General features: G+C 62.2%; 13 protein-coding genes. All 13 read left to right on the top strand.

Going from position 1 to position 18601, the window contains the following annotated elements; translation table 11 throughout:
- Positions 1–22 precede the first annotated feature (22 nt).
- Positions 23–502, top strand: coding sequence for a glutathione peroxidase (locus V5B44_RS19645; RefSeq protein WP_332360762.1), 480 nt, complete (start codon positions 23–25; stop codon positions 500–502).
- Positions 503–584: 82 nt separating this feature from the next.
- Positions 585–1175, top strand: a complete 591-nt coding sequence (locus tag V5B44_RS19640; protein WP_332360761.1) for a DUF2946 family protein — start codon at positions 585–587, stop codon at positions 1173–1175.
- Positions 1172–1963, top strand: coding sequence for a ferritin-like domain-containing protein (locus V5B44_RS19635; RefSeq protein ID WP_332360760.1), 792 nt, complete (start codon positions 1172–1174; stop codon positions 1961–1963). The genes V5B44_RS19640 and V5B44_RS19635 overlap by 4 nt, the downstream gene beginning before the upstream one ends.
- A gap of 60 nt (positions 1964–2023) precedes the next feature.
- Positions 2024–3217 carry a multidrug effflux MFS transporter gene (locus V5B44_RS19630; RefSeq protein WP_332360759.1) on the top strand — a complete coding sequence of 398 codons (1194 nt, stop codon included), beginning with the start codon at positions 2024–2026 and terminating at the stop codon, positions 3215–3217.
- 179 nt (positions 3218–3396) lie between these two features.
- Positions 3397–4398: an ATP-dependent Clp protease ATP-binding subunit ClpX gene (clpX, locus tag V5B44_RS19625; RefSeq protein WP_332360758.1), complete on the top strand. Its 1002-nt coding sequence runs from the start codon at positions 3397–3399 to the stop codon at positions 4396–4398.
- A gap of 142 nt (positions 4399–4540) precedes the next feature.
- Positions 4541–5275, top strand: coding sequence for an alpha/beta hydrolase (locus V5B44_RS19620; protein WP_332360785.1), 735 nt, complete (start codon positions 4541–4543; stop codon positions 5273–5275).
- A gap of 571 nt (positions 5276–5846) precedes the next feature.
- Positions 5847–6446, top strand: coding sequence for a hypothetical protein (locus tag V5B44_RS19615; RefSeq protein ID WP_332360757.1), 600 nt, complete (start codon positions 5847–5849; stop codon positions 6444–6446).
- A 305-nt stretch (positions 6447–6751) separates the two neighbouring features.
- Positions 6752–7105, top strand: a complete 354-nt coding sequence (locus V5B44_RS19610) for a hypothetical protein (RefSeq protein WP_332360756.1) — start codon at positions 6752–6754, stop codon at positions 7103–7105.
- A 168-nt stretch (positions 7106–7273) separates the two neighbouring features.
- Positions 7274–10129 carry a DUF6603 domain-containing protein gene (locus V5B44_RS19605; RefSeq protein WP_332360755.1) on the top strand — a complete coding sequence of 952 codons (2856 nt, stop codon included), beginning with the start codon at positions 7274–7276 and terminating at the stop codon, positions 10127–10129.
- Complete coding sequence (locus V5B44_RS19600; RefSeq protein WP_332360754.1) at positions 10130–12646, top strand: hypothetical protein; 2517 nt, start codon at positions 10130–10132, stop codon at positions 12644–12646.
- A gap of 121 nt (positions 12647–12767) precedes the next feature.
- Positions 12768–15263, top strand: a complete 2496-nt coding sequence (locus tag V5B44_RS19595; RefSeq protein ID WP_332360753.1) for a hypothetical protein — start codon at positions 12768–12770, stop codon at positions 15261–15263.
- Positions 15264–15340: 77 nt separating this feature from the next.
- On the top strand, positions 15341–16753 hold the full coding sequence (locus V5B44_RS19590; protein WP_332360752.1) for a hypothetical protein: 1413 nt from the start codon (positions 15341–15343) through the stop codon (positions 16751–16753).
- Positions 16754–16770: 17 nt separating this feature from the next.
- Positions 16771–18597, top strand: a complete 1827-nt coding sequence (locus tag V5B44_RS19585; RefSeq protein WP_332360751.1) for a kelch repeat-containing protein — start codon at positions 16771–16773, stop codon at positions 18595–18597.
- Positions 18598–18601: the final 4 nt, after the last annotated feature.

Genomic DNA, 18601 nt, shown 5'->3' with positions numbered 1-18601 from the left:
TTTCACTTCCGGAGACATCAGGATGAGCGCAATTCATGAGTTCACCGCCGAGCGCCTCACAGGCGGCAGCCAGTCGCTTGGCGACTACGCGGGCAAGGTCATGCTGATCGTCAACACGGCCAGCAAATGCGGCTTTACACCGCAGTACGAAGGGCTCGAAGCGCTCTACCAGCGCTATCGTGAGCGTGGCCTCGTGGTGCTCGGTTTTCCCTGCAACCAGTTCGGCGCGCAGGAACCCGGAGAGGCCGAGGAGATCGCGAGTTTCTGCCAGAAGAACTACGGTGTCAGCTTCCCGATGTTTGCCCGGATCGAGGTGAACGGCGACGGCGCGCACCCGCTCTACCAGTATCTGAAGAGGGCGGCACCCGGCCTGCTCGGCAGCGAAGGAATCAAGTGGAATTTCACCAAGTTCCTGGTCAATCGCCAGGGTGAAGTGACCCAACGCTATGCGCCGGCCACTGCCCCGGACGCCATTGCAGGCGATATCGAGGAACTGCTCTAAGGTGCCCGGCGACGCGGCGCTCGAGCCGACGCCCGGCGGCATTGGCAGCAAGTCTCACGGACCCGGGCGCCGCCGGTGAAGCATGCGTCAGCCTGACTTCAGCGCCATGCTGCGCTGGCCGAATGTGCCTGCCTGTTACGGCTGGCTGTCGCTGGACCGCCGTGGCCGCTGGCGCCTGCGCGGCGAGGCGGTCACCCACGGCGGCCTGAACGATTTCCTGAACCGACAGTACGCGCATGACGAGGACGGCAATTACTTCGTGCAGAACGGCCCACAACGGGTATTCGTCGAACTCGAATACACGCCCTGGGTTCTGCGCCTGACGGCGGCAGACCGGATCGCAACGCATGTCGGCGAAGTCGTCCACGAGTTCCGCAGCGCAGCCATCGACGAAGAGGGCAACCTGCTGATCGAGATCAACGACGGCATCGCCCTGCTCTGCGACCGCGACCTGCCCGCTCTGCGCCACTGCCTGCGCCTGCCGAGTGGCGAGGTCGCCGACGACGCGAGCGTCCTCGCAGCCATCGAGCAGCCGGTGACCGGCGCGACGAAACTGGCGCTTGCCTGGCAAGGCTGTCGCGTGCCGTTGCACTCGCTGCGCCGATCCGAAGTACCCGGACGCTATGGTTTCATCGCTGCACCGCAGTCGACGATGCCGCAAGGAGCCCTTTGAACCTGCGCCAACTCGCCCTCGACGCCCTGCTGATCAGCGGTCCACGCGAAAAGTGCACGGCCGTCCAGGCCATGGCCCCAGCCCGGGAGGATCTGCAGTTCGCCCCGCCCGATCGCAGCCGCCTGCTGGCCGAAACACTCCCCGGCCGCACCGCCAGGCCGCTGCTGGTGCCGCCGGCGCAGCTTGCCCAGCGACCGGTCAGCACCCTTGAGGGACGCGCGGCGCTGATTCACTCGCTGGCCCATATCGAGCTGAATGCGGTCAACCTGGCGCTCGACATCACCTGGCGATTCGACGGCCTGCCGCACGACTTCTACCGTGACTGGATCGGCGTCGCCAGAGAGGAGGCCGGCCACTTCGAACTGCTGCGCGAACACCTGCAAACGATGGGTTTCAGCTACGGCGACTATGCGGCCCACAACGGTCTGTGGGAAATGGCCGAAAAGACCAGCGACGACCTGCTCGCGCGCCTGGCCCTGGTGCCGCGAACGCTGGAGGCGCGGGGGCTCGACGCGGCACCGCCGATTCGCGACAAGCTGCGCCGCGTCGGCGACGAGCGCGGCGCTGCGATCCTGGAAACCATCCTCGGTGACGAGATCGGCCATGTCGCCATCGGCAACCGCTGGTACCGGTGGCTCTGCGACCAGCGGCGTCTGGAGCCGGTGGCCTGTTACGCCGAACTGGTCCAGAGGTACCGCGCGCCACGCCTGCGCGGGCCTTTCAACCTCGCAGCACGCCGGGCCGCGGGTTTCGACGAGCGGGAACTGGCGGCACTGCAGGCTGGATGAAGCGTTTGAGCGGGGAACCCTGAACATGCTGCCCGCAACAATCGGCCGCCGTCGTAGCGGATGACTTCCGCCCGTCCGTCCTTCGCGCTGGCAGCGCTGCTGACGACGCTGGTCGCCCTCGGCCCCTTGTCCACCGATCTCTACCTGCCGGCACTGCCGACGCTGGCCAGAGTCTTTGCCACCGATGCGGCCGGGGTGCAGCTGACGCTGTCGGTGTTCCTTGCCGGCTTTGCCTGCGGGCAGATTTTCTATGGTCCGCTGTCCGATCGCTTCGGGCGACGACCGCTCATGCTCGGCGGCCTGGCGCTCTTTTGTGCGGGCTCGATCGGCTGCGTCCTTGCGACAAGCATCGAGATGCTCGTCCTTGCCCGTTTCGTGCAGGCCCTTGGCGCCTGCGCGGGGCCGGTGATCGGCCGAGCGGTCGTCCGCGACCTCTGGGGCGCCAGCGAATCGGCACGGATCATTGCCTACATGGGTGGCGCAATGGCCATTGCGCCGCTGGTCGGACCGACGCTCGGTGGTTTCCTGACCGTTCTCTTCGGCTGGCAGTCCAATTTCGTGCTGCTGCTCCTCATTGGCGCGCTGCAGCTTGTCGCCGTCGCCTGCATGCTAAGCGAAAGCAATGTCCATCGCGACCCAGCGGCAAGCAATCCGCGCCAGATGGTCGCCAACTTCGCCCGCTTGCTCGCCGACCGCCACTATCTGGGCTGCCTGCTCAGCTTCTCCTTTTCCTACAGCGCGCTGTTCGCCTTCATCTCTGCTTCGTCATTCGTACTCGCGGATCGCCACGGCCTGACGCCGCAGGTGTATGGCCTGTGCTTCGGCGTCGTCATCGCCGGCTACCTGCTGGGCTCGCTGGCCTCCGGCCGGCTGGTCAGACGTCTCGGCAGCGATTACCTGCTCCTTCGCGGCGCCTGGCTCGGCGCCATCGCCGGAGTCAGCATGGCGGCACTCGAATTCTCGGGCGTCCGCAGCATCGCCGCCATCCTTGGACCGATGTTCTTCTGTACCGTGGCAACCGGCCTGGTCATGCCGAATGCCATTGCCAGGGCGCTGGCCCCTTATCCGACAATGGCCGGCTCGGCTTCGGCCCTGATGGGCTTCGTTCAGATGACCATCGCCGCGCTGGTGGGAATCGCCGTCGGCCACGCGCTGGCCGGCGGCGGTGCAGTGCTGGCCCTGGCCGTGGCTGTCTGCACGCTAGCCGCGCCCCTGTCGTACCTGGCCCTGACCCGGGGACAGCGATGCACCTGAGCGTGCGCGCAAAGCTGACCGCGGCCGGCCCCGGACCTTCACCCGGCTCTGCCATGCCGAGCCGCACGAGCGACCGTTTCGGCATAACATGGGCGCCTGGCAGACGGCCCGCCTGGAAGCAGCCTGGCAAGCGAACCAAAAGCCTGTTGCAACGTTTGTCGATTCCATCGAGGTAGTCCTTGTTAGCCAGAGAAACCACACCCAGCGCGATCGTCAGGTATCTCGATCAGTACGTCATTGGCCAGGATGAGGCCAAGAAGGTCCTGGCCGTTGCCGTCTATTCGCATTACCGGAAGATCGCCACCTTTCACAACGACAGGGGCGCGATGGCAAAGAGCAACGTCCTCCTCGTCGGACCGTCAGGAACCGGCAAGACCCTGCTCTGCGACACCTTGTCGAGAATGCTGAAGGTGCCCTTCGTCACCGCCGATGCGACTTCGCTGGCGCAGACCAAGTATGTCAATGAAGAGATCGAGGCCGCACTGCAGCGGCTGCTGGACAAGGCCGACGGCAACATCGAGCAGGCGCAGCACGGGATCATCTTCATCGACGAAATCGACAAACTGAAGGCGACGCACGCCCCGTCGGCGGCGACTTCAGGCGAGAGTGTGCAACACGCACTGCTGAAGATCATGGAAGGTTCGCCGGTCAAGCTGAAGAACAACCAGTACATCGACACCAGCAGTATCCTGTTCATCTGCGGCGGAGCGTTTGTCGGCCTCGAAAACATCATGTCGAGAACGCATGGTTTCGGCTTCATCGCCACCTCGACTGACGACAACCAGAACATCCTCGACCGTCTGAACAAGCGGGTAAAGCCCACCGATCTCTTCGAATTCGGGCTGATTCCCGAGTTCACCGGCCGCCTGCCGGTGATCGCCAACCTCCACCCCTTGAGCAAGGCGATGCTGGTGAGCATCATGAGCGTACCGAAGAACTCGATCTACCGGCAGTACATCGAGATCTTCCGGGGAGAAGGCGTGGAGTTGAGCATCGGACCGCGGGTATTCGAGCAGATTGCCGAGATCGCCATTGAATACCAGACCGGTGCCCGCAGCCTGCGCGGCATCTTCGAGGAACTGATCACGCCGATCCTCTACCTCGTGCCGGACAACCCGGAGATTGGCAAGGTTGAGATCCTTTCGTTGTTCGAAGACCCTCGCTATTTCAAGCGAAAATAGGAGCACTGTGCTGCGCCCACTGTCGTCGTCCGCCTTGCGCAGCCGCCCTGGCGGCTCGCGATGCATTGCCACGGCTGCGGCGACGCTGCGGATCGTAGTCCTCAGCGCCTTGAGTTATCTGATCGCCCTGACGGGAATCGCCATGTTCCAGAATCATCTGCTCTACTTCCCGGACCAGGCCAGCGTGGCGGAAATGGTCTCGGGTGGGCTTTCGCCCTGGCCAACGAGTAGCGACTTCCGCGGCCTGTCGGCCGAACCACTTGCGTCACCGGCACGCGCCACGGCGATCGTTTTCCACGGCAATGCCGGCCATGCCGGTCACCGCCAGTTCTACGCCGAAGTGCTCACCCGACTCGGTCTGCGCGTGATCCTCGCCGAGTATCCCGCTTATGGGCCACGCGCCGGCGAACTCGGCGAACCAAGCCTGGTCGCCGACGCCGAACAGACGATTTCCCTGGCGCACGCTCGCCACGGTGGGCCGCTGCTGATCATCGGCGAATCGCTCGGAGCCGGCGTGGCAGCCGCAGCCAGTGCGCGCCATCGCGAGGCGATCGCCGGCCTCCTGCTGATCACGCCATGGGACCGGCTTGAACACGTCGCCAGCCACCACTACCCGATGCTGCCGGTGAAGTGGCTATTGCGCGACCGCTACGACAGCGTCGGCCACCTGGCGACCATCGGACGCCCCGTGCTGGTGGTCGTTGCCGGCGACGACCAAATCGTCCCGAGCCGTTTCGGCCGGGCACTCTACGACTCGCTGGTAGAACCCAAGCGCCTGTCGGTGATCGCAGGCGCCGCGCACAACGACTGGTTCGACCGGCTGGACGAAGCCTGGTGGCGGCAGGCGATCGATTTCCTGCTGGCCGGATCTCGCTGAGCCGGGGAAGCCCGAGCGTGCCCAGGCGTTACGGGTGAACTCAATGACGATGGCTCCTTATGGCTGATTCCGCTCTCCGCAGGCGAGTGGCTGCGCAAGTCACCGGCAAGAAGCACAGAAAAGACTTCGCAACGGATCATCGAAAATCCTGATGGTTCGGCCGTTCGGCTTCGTCTAGACTAAGTTTTGCTCAACGCCAGACGCCAGCATTCATCCACCTGGGAAGGGAGTCCAGTGATGTCGTTCAGAATGGGGGTCTATGGCTTGGCAAACCAGTCGCCCCCGGTGTCGGTCTCCGGTCCCGCCTTGTCCGTCAAGGGCCAGGCGTTGTACGAGAAGAACTGAGGAACCTGGAACTCACCCAATCATCTCGCTAGAGGAGAATCCTGGGCGCCCTTGTACCAACCCTGTAACCCGCGCGGCAAGGCCGAAAGCACCGAGCTCGCGGTCATCCGCCCTTTGACAATTCCTGGCGTGCAAAATGCGCTGCGTGGCTGGCCCTGGGGGTGCAGATGTCAGGAATACGATCCTGCTTGTTGGCACTTTTGACCTTTCCATGGAGGAACCACGTATGGCAAACGAAAGCGGCACAAATCTACCCGTACTGTCCGGAGGAACGCTTTGCCCGGCGACTCTTTTCGACGGCAAGACACACTTTGGCGTGGCGGTGGCAGTGAAGGCGGACGGCAAAGAGTCTTATCTCATGATTCCCGACGCAACCAATATCACCAAAGGACAACCGGTCTATATAACAAAGCCGGTCACCATAAAGGGAGAACATCTGGTGGCTTACTTGAACAGCAAGAGCGTGTCCCTACCGGAGAGCCCCGACATAGCGAAGTTTCTAAACACAACGTCGATCTCCTGCGACGCTTTCTACTTTTCGAAAAACGAACGAGCGTTAACTGACACGGAGAAAGCAGCTTGGCTTGAGGAGCACAAAGCCGACGCCGACAGGGAAGCCAAGGTAGCGACGATCAAGGTTGACGACGGCGCTCTGCTGATGATGTTCGGGCTCAATTTTGAAGACGGCTTGATTGGCGCTTTGACGGGGGATGCGGATCTCGGCAATTTGTTTGACATCACCGGTGCGAGTTTGCGGGTGCTCAGATGTCGCGACTCTTCGAAGAAAATTCTCGAGGAGTACGCAGCGCTGCTTGGCGAAGAGTGAGGCTGTCGCGGTGGCCATGATTTCCCCGGCTGCCGTTTCGACGGCCCACTCCAGGATCCGGCTCCGGCCAGCTGCGTTTGGGGTTATCCGCGCCACGGCGGCGTAGGAGCCGAAGCGTCGCGGGCTACCCGGCCAACGGATGGTTTGTGGCTGGGACCACGGGCCCGATGCGCGAGTGCAGTTCAGGCGGGAGGGAGTTGCAGGCGGCGAGTGGATGAACGCGGGCACCTGGTTCGGACGCGGCTCCCTGCGCAGCCGCGCCGGCCATTCCGCACCTCGTCGCGCGTGTTCAGGAGGCGTACGACATGGCAGAACCGTTGGCGGTGTTGCTCGAAGCGAATGGCATGTCCGTGCCCGAGTGGTTGAGACCTCTCATTGAAGAAAACCCGGATCTCTTCTATCAGGTTCTCTTCCCTCCCGCCAAGGCGCTACCGGCAACAGGCGGGACATCCGTGGTGCCCGAACAGGCGGAGAACGCTTCCCTTGTCGTGTTGTTCAAGGCGCAGGGCGATGGGCAGTGGATGGGCAAGGTACCCGGGCTGGAGGGAATCGAGGATCTGTTTGCCGTGACGGACCTTGCCAGTGTGCGGGCGCTTCGCTGCCGCGCGGGTTCCCGACGACTGCTGGAGCAGTACTTGCGAGACCATTCTTCGAGCTGAGACGCGGGCCATGACCATCAGGATCGTCGCCAACATGTCGCAGCCGAATCGACGCCGTTCGCACTGGTTCGCGATCCGCGGGGGGAAGAGGTGGTCGCTGCGTTCGCCGGGCGTGACTCGGGAGCGTGGCCCTCTGCTTGACCGCATCCATCCGGAAGGCGTCACCACATGAATAAAGAGCGCAAGGAGCGCTTGCTTGAGGCGATCCAGCGAGCGTCCGAGTCGACGCAGTTCGCGCTCGTTCTCGATGCGAGACTGGCGGGGGAACCCGTCGATTTGAGCGCCGAGCATGGCGGTTCCGGCTGGAGGCTTGGCTGGCGCTGGAACCTCGGGGAGAGGACCCTCGATGATGTGGTCAAGCAAGTGCTGCCGAGTCTGGGCGAATTGCCGCAGGTAGGCCTTGAGGACATCAGGCTGCGCAGCATCTACGCCGAGTGCTTCTCGGGTAATGATTACAAGGGTCTGTCTTTCGGCATCGCGGATCTCAGCTTCCTCTACGTCAAGGTCTCGAAAGGGAATGAGCCTGCCACGTTATGGGGCATGGTCCACGAGAAGCCCATCGTGGTCCCCGCCTCCGGGGTGGTTGCAACGCTGATCGGCAAGGGGCTGACCCTGAGTGACTTGCGCATCGGGCAGGTCTCGGGTTTCACCCCGGATATGCGCCGCGCGGTGATCGGCCAGCTTGCCCAGGCCCGGCTCCTGCTTGACTCCGGGGGTTCGGGTTTTGTCGCCGGCATCGCCATCGGGGCAATCGGCGCCAAGACGATCGCGGTACCCCCGGTTGGCCAGCCGGCAAAGAAAACGGCCGGGAGTTCCGCGCCGTCGGGATCAGCGGTAAGCACGGCTGGCGGAGGATCGCCGACGGCTGCTGTGGACTCGGCCGATGGCATGCGCAAGTGGTTCGTGGTCGGCAAGACGATCGGCCCGCTGCGGCTTGGGCGCGTGGGCTGCGAGTGGAAGGACGGCAAGATCGGACTGCTCCTGGATTCCGCTGTTGACGTCGGCGGACTGCATCTCGGTCTGACGGGACTGTGCGTTCGCCTGCCGCCGTCCGACCCGAAACCGGCGAATCTGGAATTGGCGCTGGACGGCATCGACCTGGCCTATCGGGGCGGGCCGATCAGCATCAGCGGCAGCTTCCTGAAGAGCGAGATCTCGCTCAAGGGCCAGAAAACGGTTCAGTACGACGGCATGGCCATGATCCAGGCCGCGAACTTCGCCATTACCGGATTTGGCTCATATGCGTCGGTCGACGGCAGGGCTTCGCTGTACATATTCGCCATCGTGCACCTGGAATTGGGCGGGCCGCCCTGCTTTCGGGTTAACGGTCTGGCGGCGGGATTCGGTTACAACCGCAAACTGACCCTGCCGCCGATTGAAGAGGTCGCCAATTTCCCGCTCGTACGCGCCGCCCTCGATCCAGCTTACCTGTCCTCCGGACCGGGTAGCCTGATGCAGGATGCCATCGGGAAACTGCAGAAATTCATTCCGCCTTCGCTCGGCGATTACTGGTTCGCGATCGGTATCCGCTTCAGTTCCTTTGAAATGATCCAGGCGTTTGCCCTGCTTTCGGTTTCCTTCGGGAATGAGGTGGAGATCGGGCTCCTTGGGTTGGCCGCGATGACGATTCCCAAAGGTAGTGAGCCGGGCAAAGCGGTCGCCTATGCGGAGCTGGCGCTCAGGGTGGTGATCAAGCCCGCCGAAGGGACGATCAGGCTGGAAGCCCGGCTCACCGACGAATCGTACGTATTCTGCAAGGACTGCCACCTCACCGGCGGCTTCGCGTTCTACATCTGGTTTGGCGGACCGCTCGCCGGTGACTTCGTCCTGACGCTGGGAGGCTACCACCCGAAGTTCATGCCTCCGCCGCATTATCCGATCGTGCCCCGGCTGGGAATCAACTGGCAGGTCACCAAGGAAATGAGCATTACGGGGGGAATGTACTTCGCGCTCACCCCCTCGTGTCTGATGGCCGGCGGCAAACTTGCCGCTGTCTATCAGTCGTCCAGCGTCAAGGTCTGGTTTATTGCCTACGCCGATTTCCTGCTGAGCTGGAAGCCGTTCTACTACCTGATCGACGTGGGAGTTGCGCTCGGTGTCGAAGTCGACCTGGGGATCTTTTCGATCAGGATCCACCTTGGTGCGCAAATGCACCTCTGGGGTCCGGCGTTCGCCGGGCTCATCCAGATCGACCTCACGGTCATCACGGTTACCGTCCGCTTCGGTCCGGACAAACAGCCACCGCCGCCGCTCAGGGCGCAGGAGTTTGTCGAGTCCTTCCTGCCCCCGACGCTGAAGGGAAGCCCGGACAGCAGCAATGTGATCGTAACCCAGATCAACAGCGGGCTGATCCGCGAGGAAAAGACAAGGAGTGGGACGATGCTTCGCGTCGTCAATGCGCATGCTTTGGCGTTGACCACCCAGTCACTGATTCCCGTATCCGAGTTCACGGGGCTGAAACCGCAAGACGCTCTCACCTCCAGTCCGCCAGAACTGGGCATCCGTTCGATGGGCAAAACCGGGTTGAGGTCAAGCTACAAGGTCAGCATCAATGGCCGGACAGAGGTGCGAAAGAATATGCGCGCCTCGCTCGTCAAGACCGCTGTTCCCGATGCTCTCTGGGGCAAGAGCCTCGAAGAAGGCAAGGTGCCCTTGCCGGAGGCGCCCAAGGCCATCACGCTCCGGGCCTGGGCTGGCCTTCGGATCTCGTTCGATCCCATTCATCCGCAGGGCGCGCTGCCGGCGATGGCGATTGAAAAATTTGCCTATGAGACCTTTGACAAGCCTATCCCGTGGGACGATCAGTTGAAGGTTGCTGAAACCATCGCAGCGAACGAAAGAAAGGAGATCTGGACGGTGATGGATGATGTTTCCTCACCAAGGCGGAACGCGGTGCTCGCCGTTCTCGCCCGGGAGTCGCCCTTTGATGTGAACAAGGTGAATCTTGACGAGCTGGCCGAGGCCCGTGAATCGTATTTTCAGGCCGACCCGAAAATCTGCCGACTCGGTGAGGCATTTGTCTAGATGAGCGAACATCAAACAAGACTCGCCACTGGCGAGATTCAGTTTCACCAGTGGTGTGAGCCGCCGCTCGAACCGGGCGAATACCATGTCGAAGTCGCGCAGACCGTGCAAGAGCTGGCCGACGACCCGACTTCCAAGGGGAGCTACCGCAGCAAGTTCAGCTTTTCCGTGGCCGGTCCCCGCTTTGCGCTGAATCCAGCGGAGGTGTACTCCGTGTATCCTCCCAAGGGGCGGATTGGCGATTTTGCAAGTTCCCTGCCACACGTCGTTTTCACCCGGCGCACGCTACCCTGGGAGAGGAGCATCATCGCCGGCTCGCGGAAAACAGGTGACACGCGGCCATGGATGGCGTTGCTGGTTGTCAGTGCGGCGGATTTTCCGGCCAAGGGCTTTCCGGAGTGCAAGACGCGCAGGCTTGGTGAATTGATCAACCCGGCGGCGAACGAAACGTGGGTCGGCCCACACGTTGAACTTGCCTCCTATGAGTCAGAGGATGATCTGTGCCATACGATCGACCTTCCCTGGGAGGTCTTTCAGCGCGTCGCGCCGCGCTTCGATGACCTTGCCTATCTCGCGCATGTCCGGGAGGTGAATACCGGGGCCAAGGAAACGCTTTCCTTCCTCGCCGATGGCTGGTTTTCCGTGGTTCTTGCCAACCGTTTTCCGCTCCCCGACAGGAGTCCGGTGAAGGCGCTCGAGAACCGGGCCTACCTCGTCTCCCTGGAAGGATTGCAGGATCATCTTCCCGGCGCCGCGAAGCCGGCGGCAGACAAGCCCGTACGGCTGGCTGTGCTTTCGAGCTGGAGTTTTCACTGCTGTGAGGCCTTCGCCTTCAAGGCGTCGATGAACCAGCTCAAGGTGCAGTTGCTCCGTATTCCCCGGCAGGCTGACGGCGCCGCGGGCGCCACCCTGACGCCTGCGGAAAAACAGGTCTACGACGCCTGGGATCTGGGCTACACGGCCTTGAACCACAGCACGCGGCTCGGCGAAAAGACGGTCTCCTGGTATCGCGGCCCGCTCGTGCCGCTCTATCTTTCCAGGGAAACCAAGTACCGTTTCCTGCCTGCGGCCGACGCGGCCCTGCGCTACAGCCCGCTGGACGGAATGATGGATGTCACGTACGCCGCCGCCTTCCAGCTTGGCCGCCTGCTGGCCCTGCAGGATCGGCACTTCGCCACGGCGCTACACGCCCATCGCAAGAGGGTAAGGCGCCAGATCAATGAGGTGCTGGGCCGCAACCGGCTCAGGGCGTTTCTGGGCACCCCCGGCAACGCCGAGAGCGATATCATGACGTCCTGCGTCAAGGCGATGCAGAACGGCCAGACCCCGCAAAGCGGAAGTGAAACCTGGGCAGACCTTCCACCCAGCAGCGACGCTTTCCTGCGGGAGACGAAGGACGAGAAGACAACGCAAGCGGGCGAGTTGCAACTCACCACGGATTTCGACCTGACGATCCCGCAGACGGTCTGTCAGTGGCTGGCCCGGCTGGTGCTGCTCTATCGGGTTCCCTTCACCTATCTGGTTGCCGATGAACGGATGCTGCCGCCGGACAGCATGCGCTTTTTTTACCTCGATCCTGGCTGGCTCAAGTGCCTGCTGGAAGGAGCCTGCAGCGTCGGCAGGAGCGTCGCCCACGATGAGCTCGTGGACGAGTATTTGCGCGACAAATTCCTCGACTTCGCGATGGAGCAGTCACTGGAAGTTCGGACGAAGCCGCAGCTGATCACTTCGAACTCGGCGGCCAATCCCACCGTAGTGACGACCCTTGTTCCGCATGCGCTCAAGAGCAACGAGAGGATCCTGGTTTCTGGCGTGTCCGGGTCAAACGCGGAGATCAACGGTGAGCACCCGGTGACCTGCCTTGGCCCGACGACTTTTTCGCTGCCCGTCGATGCGAGTGGGGGCGAGGGCCAGGGCGGATCGTTTGTACGGTCGCAGCCGTCAGACATCGCCGTGAAACAGCCAGCCGGGAGGCGCCCCAACTGGCCACTCACCGGTTTCCTTCTTCGCTCGCCGGCGGTGGAAGGCTGGCAGGGGCTCGAGATGCGCGCCTGGAAAGACAGTGCTGCGACCATCCCCCTCGATCCGCTGCGCATCGACCGCCTGGCTCCCGACATCATGCTCTGCATCTTCAATGGAAAGGTTGATCGCATCGAGGTCAGGCAGCCGCCGGAGGGCATGCATTTCGGCGCTTCCGTCGATGGCACGGGCTTCCGGAAACTTCGTCTGCGGCGGCTCAATGACAACCCTGAGCATGACGAAAAGGACGGCGTCGCGCCGGGACCAGGCCATCAGCTCACTGGTAGCTCCCAGGTGCCCGTTCCTCTGCGAACCAATGCGCCGCGCGTCGTGGAGGTGGCGCAGTTGGCGAAGGCGCTGAAGGAGAAACTCGAGGCACTCAAAACAAGGGAAGCTACGCAGGAATTCACCTCCGCCGACTTCGGAGTGGAGATGGTAGAGAGCCCGGGCCGGGTCGTTTTTGACGTAGCAAACCCTCAGGACACGGACGCGCGATGAACAACGGCGACGAACCCGCCAGATTACTGGTGCCCATTCACATCGATGGACTGGTGGTAGGAACGTCGTTCCCATCAGACAGATATTTCAGTGGACGAATCTGGCCCCGAATTTTGCGAAGTTGAGTGGCAGCTACCTCTTCGGGGCGGAACTTGGCGGTGACAGCGATAGTAATGGCAATCCGTTCGAGAAGGCGGCTGACCTGCAGCCGGGGATTCATCTTCACTTTCGGCTGCCGCGGGCCTTGACGCATGGCAGTCAGTCGGGAGCTGAAAAGATTTCCTTTCCGCCGATTCCGAATCGTTGGCTGGTGCAGCGCTACGGCGGCAGCGGCGCAGCAAATGGCAAGCTATCCGGCAAGGCCTGGTTCATCAGGAGCGATGGTCAGCCAGCCGACCCTGCGAGCGCAATCACCTGGCCGACTTTTCACAAGGACAAAGCGGCAGAGTTCCAGAAGATTGGTGCCTGCACCGAGGTGACGGGAACCCTCGCAGAACAGGACGAAGCCGCGTTGGTGACGATCACGGCGATCGGTCCCGGGGATCCGGCCTTCAGCGCCTATTACCCCGCGTGTCGCGGAGTGCTTGGCTTTCATGACCCGGTGACGGGCATCCCCAAAGGCAGCCGCCTGTCCTACCTCGTCACCGGCTGGTATGCCGACCCAGAGGACGATCCGCTGGCCAGGTTGCTTGCCGAATTCCGCGCGAACAATTCCATGCCACCGGGGGACCTCACTCCGGAGCAGCAGGACAAGTATTTCACCGAGCTTCAGCGGTGGGCCAAGGAGCAGGCCTGGAGCATTACGGAGATCAAGCCGCCTACTTCGCCAGCGCGCCTTCTCTGCCACGGGTTGGTGAGAGGAATCACCTGGCAGGGGCCAACGCACAACTATATGCAGTCCGAGGAGGGGGCCGCTTCGAGTCAGCCCGCGGTCTTTCCCGCCAATCCGGATAACCACACGAAGGCTTACAAGCTTGCGGTCGGCAATACCGCAGCGGAAGCGGTAGCGGCCCTGCTCGTGCCGGGAGCGGTCGATCAGGATTTGCTCACGGCCCTGCAGGGCGACCTGCTATCTCAGTCCGTTACTGCCGCCGAGCTGCAGCATGAGTTGCATGAACGCCGCTTCAATGGGGTTCAGGGCGGCAGCATCTTCCTCATTCGCCCGGAACCCGATCTACCTGACACCAACCAAACTACCGGGCCGCCAAAGGCGGCGGGCACCAACCCGATCCCGGCAGGCCTCCGGAAGTTACTGCGTGAGCTGAATGCCAGGCAACAACGCTGCGATGACCTCTCTCGCCGTGTGGAGGACTTGCGCTGGCAGGTCTATGCGCTCTGGTATCTGTGGACCAACGAGCTCAGAGGTCGCGGCGTCTCCGCGCGGTCGAACGAGCTGGACAAACAGATCAGTGTCGCCAAAAAAGCTCTCGCTACCGAGCAAACCGCCTGGCATCGCGCCAGGAAAGAGCGGGATGCCAGCGAGAGAAGCCTCCATGACGCGTTGGGCGAGCAATTCAAGACTCAGCCGGATGGAACCCCGACGTTGGACGCTGGAAAGCGGGAGTTGAAATACCGTTTGGCGTCGGTGCCAGCGCCGCCCTTCCAGAGGCCGGGCGATCCGGCGATTGCGCTCCAGGGGCCCGCCATGGCGCGGCTCAAGACCTGGTCGTCGACCGACAATAAACTGGCGTGCCGCATCTCCGGCCAGGAGGTCACGGGGATCGTGCTGGCAATCCCTTCTGGCTCAATCGCCACGGTCACGGCCGAGCAGTTGTTTGCTGACCTGTTTCCCCAGCCGAACACGCTACCTGTCCCAGGCGGAATCCATTGGTCCCTGTTTCTTGAGGCTCTTCTGCTCGATGAGTGTAACGCTGCCACCATCGCCGGACTGGCGTCCAGACAGCACGAGAAAGAACTGAGCGATACCGTCAGAGCCTTGCAGAATCCGGGGAGTACAGCGGCACAGCAGAAGCCTGCTACGGATCCCAATTCGCTGATCGGTCGCCTGCCCGACCAGAGTTTCCCGATCAAATGGGATGGCAACCCCTGGATTCCTCTCTTTCTCGTATGGGAAGTTTCGTGGCAGTCTGCTTACGCGTCACCGACCGCGAGCGACGACGCCCTGCCGCAAGACTTGCTGAGCAGCCGTTGGCACCTCGTGGACAACGCGGGCGGCGATCTGATGCTGAAAGACGAAGGACCCTACCCGGCTGGTTCCGCTGGGGAAGCAAGCTATCAAGGCTATGCGATCCTGACCCCGAGCACGGCAAACAACCTGGTACAACGCCTGGAAGCCCTGGACAAGTCTCACCCCCTGGTCAATATCCTGAAGAACCAGAGGGTGTTGGCGCAAAGCCTCGACGGCTTCAACGACGCATTACTCTTGCAGCAACCCGGCATTCAACTGCCGCCGCTCGACTATGACAAGTGGCTCGACAGTGCGGGTCAATCGTATGAACTTGCGTCCGTGGATGCCGCCATCAATGACGGCTTCGATGAGCGGCGCGACACCTTCCGTACTGCGCCGCGCGTCGCTGACGGACCGTTCCTCCCGATCCGCGCCGGGCGTCTGGAGATCAAGCGCCTTTCGTCGTCGACGCTTTCGGCCAGACGCTGAAACTGCCGGTCGATCAGATCAATCAATCGGTGTCGGGGGATTGGGAGGCTCGGTTACTGCGCCGTGCGAGCTCGTGCGTGGTCGGCTCGACTGTGGCTGCGCATGACGCGAAGTTCATCGAGCTGCGTCCCCGCTTCACTCAGCCCATGCGCTTGCGGTTCGAGTGGGAAGACGCTTCCGGCCATCCGGAGGAGAATGGCGGACCGGTCTGTGGCTGGGTAGTCCCCAACCATCTGGAAAAGAGCCTGACGATCTATTCCGCGTCGGGCAAACCTCTGGGCGTGCTGCAAAGGAAGCTTGGCCTGAAGTCCGGCAGCTCGGCACCCGCGTTCTACTGGCTGGATGTTCCTGGCGTCGCGCCGGAGGCCATCGACAACCCGTACCTGCGTTACTTCCGTGACTGGGTCCTGGCCCTCATCCCTGATCACGGCAACACCTTTTCCGCCTGCATCGACCATGTGATGGCTTCTACCGACGAGCGCATTCCCGAAGCAGACCCCGGTGTCGCCGTCCTTGTCGGACATCCGCTGGCGCTGGTGCGGGCGAGTCTACGGTTCGAAACGGCCGGCCTGCCGGCGCATCGCCCCGAACTGCGCGCCGCCGATGCCGGCGAAGCGCCCGTCGATGCTCTCCTTGACACGCTCGGTTTCCAGCAGCTCAAGTGGCCTCTGCGTCTCGGCGACGTCCACGCCGCCGATGACGGGCTGGTCGGTGTCTTCCGATGCGCCGCTGCGCCATCGGGCGGAGGGGTCATCACCAGCGGTGCCTTCTACCCGGCCTGGGGTGAGGACAAGCGCGCCGTGGTCGGGAACACGGCCGGGTTTTTTGCCGTCCAGGACTTCGACATCGATTGCATGCAGCCGCTGCAGGTGACGATGCTGATCGATCCGCAGGCGCGTGTACACGCCACGACCGGGGCCCTGCCGCGAGCCTTTGTCGAACTGCCGCCCGAGGACGCGACCGGCGCGAGGCGCGCGCGCGAGGTCTTCTTTCAAACGGCGCCCGTCCTGGGGCTCTCTTCCACGCCGGAGATGCCCAGGCCGTCGGACGATTATGGCGAATGGTCGTGGGCTTATCGCCCGGATGTCACCCAGTGGAAACTCGACCCTGCGATCGTGGAAGCCACCGACCGTGCCGCTTTCTCCGATACCTGGCCGGCCATCGCCGAGGGTTGGCTGAAACTCGCTATCGCCCCGGTCAAGGTCCTGAGTTTCTGGGTGCGCGAAGGCGCCGAGGCAGTCGCCAGAGGGACACGCATCCATCTGGCCTGGTCGCTGCAGGGGGCAGAGTCATTGCAGTTGGAGCAGATGCGAAAGGACGGGGCGACCGTCTTGATCGCCAAATGGGATACGCAGCCTTTTCCGCGGGAATACGCTGTGACCGTCGAGGCCGATACCACCTATCGCCTCACTGCCTGCGCCGAGGACATGCCAGCGAACGCAAAACGACTCACCATCACGATCGACGCCGCACCAACCACAGCACCCTAGATTCGCAAGGACTTCGCATGAACGACTTCACAATTGCACGAACCGCTGACACGGCGGTAAAAATTGGCGACTCCTTTGCTGCCACCAACCAGGTCGGGATTGAGGTAAACGCCATCCCACAACTTCCGGCAGGAACTACGGTCAGGGTGACCGTCACAGTCGGTTGCGGCGCAAAGGAAGTTGACCTGTTGGCTTCGCGAGACGAATTCTTGAAAGTCACGGGGCAATCGGCTGGAAAGACGGCGAAGATCATTCCGCTGCAAAACCCACCAGCCGGCAAGAAAGCGTGGAATACCGGGCCTGTCCCGACCGCCCTGCCGGTTTCGATCTCACTGCAAGGCTTCGTGTCCAACACGCCGCCGGGCAACGCCGAAATCGAAGTCCTCGTTGAGACCTCGACGGGTAGGCAACAGTGGTCAACTGGCGAGAAGTCTTCAATAACGGTCAAGAAAGAACTGGAACCTCGGGGCAAACCCGACATTCGCTATTTCACGGTCAATCCCAACTACATTCTGCATGCCGGCCAGACGGGGGTCACGGTGGGCTTTTGCGCAACCGGCTACGACACGCTGACCCTGTTTCGGAATAATGAAGAGGTGGGAAACTGGACCGCCCAAGATGCCGGGAACAGGATCATCTCAGGTGCGTTTCCCGTCCTGGGCCAATTTCCCGAAACCGAAAAGCCGTCGATTACGTCCGTTTACCGCCTTGAGGGCAAATACAAGGAACCCGCAGATCAGACCGAAGTTCGGAATGCTCTCGACCGAACGGTCCAAGTCATTTCCCCCGGCTGGAACCGGATCGCGCTTCCCCAGGGATCTCCGGTCCGGCTCTTCGTCGCGACCGACTTCAGCGGCAGCGGCTCGGACCGGTTGTATGGCATCTTCAAGAACGGGCTTGGCACCTACGCCCTTTATTCCTCGGCCACGGGCGTCGATGCCTGGCGTCCTGAGCCCGGCGACGTTCCGCAACATATGGCGACGAGCCCGGGCATTTACTACAAGAACAAGCTGTGGCTGATCGGCGGCAGCTCGGTCGACCCAGATAGTCCGCGTAATGAGGTCTGGTGTCATGGAGCGGACCAGTCCTGGAAGAGGGAAGAAGATTTTCCTCCTACAATGCCGGCGCGCATGGGCCACGCCTGCCTAGTCTTCAACGACACGCTATGGGTCATCGGAGGTTACAACAATGGCACTGCCTATCGCGATGTTTGGCAGGGCAAGGAGAAACCCGATGCGCAACTCGAGTGGTCTCCTTTGCCGGAAGAGAAGTCCACTGTGCCAAGAGAGGGGCCTCCTTTGGCCAAGCCATGCGAGTGGGCTGGCCGCCTCAATCCTGCCGCTGCTGCCTGGACGCCTCCCGATGGTTCGCCCGAGGTCTGGATATACGGGGGCAGCAAGTCTCCACAAACGCCTGATCCACTGCGCGACTTCTGGTCAACGCGCGATGGTGAAACCTGGCAAGAGATGGATGAAAATCGGCGTCCACCTGTTCCGATCATGCCGGATCCCGGGGCGCCGCTCGCCTCGGCACTCGTCGCCTTTCGGCAGACGGAATCACCTGAAATGCCCCAATCGGATCGGCTTCTCCTTATGGGCTCATTCAAGGAGTTGGCCACGAATGGGAACGGCAAAGATCAAGGTAACCGGATTTTCTCCTTCCTGTTTGAGTGGCATCCAGGCACAGGCTTATGGGAGGGGCGCCCTGTCTTTGACGGATGGCAGCAATTCCAGGGCCAGAATTTTTATATGCAAGCCGTTGTCTTCAACCGTTTTCTATTCTGTTGGTCGCTCCTGAAAGACCCGGAATCCACAGGCAAGTTGAATATCCTGGTATCTCACTGACCAT

This window comes from Candidatus Accumulibacter necessarius (assembly GCF_036625085.1).
Note: the sequence above shows the minus strand (reverse complement) of the source record. Positions and strands in the feature narration are given on the sequence as shown.

Bases quoted from the DNA above. Each gene is read 5' to 3' on its own strand.
- V5B44_RS19620 (WP_332360785.1), top strand. From the start codon at position 4,541: ATGTTCCAGAATCATCTGCTCTACTTCCCGGACCAGGCCAGCGTGGCG.
- V5B44_RS19630 (WP_332360759.1), top strand. From the start codon at position 2,024: ATGACTTCCGCCCGTCCGTCCTTCGCGCTGGCAGCGCTGCTGACGACG.
- V5B44_RS19640 (WP_332360761.1), top strand. From the start codon at position 585: ATGCGTCAGCCTGACTTCAGCGCCATGCTGCGCTGGCCGAATGTGCCT.
- V5B44_RS19610 (WP_332360756.1), top strand. From the start codon at position 6,752: ATGGCAGAACCGTTGGCGGTGTTGCTCGAAGCGAATGGCATGTCCGTG.
- V5B44_RS19615 (WP_332360757.1), top strand. From the start codon at position 5,847: ATGGCAAACGAAAGCGGCACAAATCTACCCGTACTGTCCGGAGGAACG.
- V5B44_RS19600 (WP_332360754.1), top strand. From the start codon at position 10,130: ATGAGCGAACATCAAACAAGACTCGCCACTGGCGAGATTCAGTTTCAC.
- V5B44_RS19585 (WP_332360751.1), top strand. From the start codon at position 16,771: ATGAACGACTTCACAATTGCACGAACCGCTGACACGGCGGTAAAAATT.
- V5B44_RS19605 (WP_332360755.1), top strand. From the start codon at position 7,274: ATGAATAAAGAGCGCAAGGAGCGCTTGCTTGAGGCGATCCAGCGAGCG.
- V5B44_RS19645 (WP_332360762.1), top strand. From the start codon at position 23: ATGAGCGCAATTCATGAGTTCACCGCCGAGCGCCTCACAGGCGGCAGC.